Origin of the sequence: Acinetobacter sp. USHLN143, from assembly GCF_037145695.1 — a bacterium.
GTDB classification, from domain to species: Bacteria; Pseudomonadota; Gammaproteobacteria; order Pseudomonadales; family Moraxellaceae; genus Acinetobacter; species Acinetobacter fasciculus.
In genome coordinates, this window is the sequence record NZ_JBBCWZ010000222.1 from 1 (window position 1) to 432 (window position 432).

Sequence of the window (432 nt, forward strand, 5' to 3'; positions counted from 1 at the left end):
TAACCTGAGTTCGATATAAAAAAAGAGTAGAAAAAAAGCCCTGTTTTTGTAACATATTGGTTCTCAAGACAAAATGTTATAAAACAAGGCTTCTCAATGGATCATATTACCGAATTATTTTGTATTTTGGATGATTTCTGCAAAAAATTTAATGAATCTTTAGAGAAAGCTTTAATTTCTAATCAAAAAACCAGGTTGAAAAAGTCAGCTTTAAGCTTGTCTGAAGCAATGACCATTGTCATTTTATTTCATCAATCCGGTTTTAGATTCTTCAAATATTTTTATTGCCAAATGATCGTTCCATTCTGGAAATCTGCTTTTCCTAAACTGCTTAGCTACAACCGATTTATTGAAATCATGCCCCGTTGTTTGCAAGCTCTGAGTAGTTTCTTCCATCAGGTGAAAGGAAAAGATACGGGAATCAGTATCATT

At 32.2% G+C, this 432-nt stretch carries 1 pseudogene; it reads left to right on the forward strand.

The features are described 5' to 3' along the window. Positions 1-96: 96 nt before the first annotated feature. Positions 97-432 (forward strand): annotated as a pseudogene (locus WFH18_RS17795) (IS982 family transposase); the annotation flags it as partial.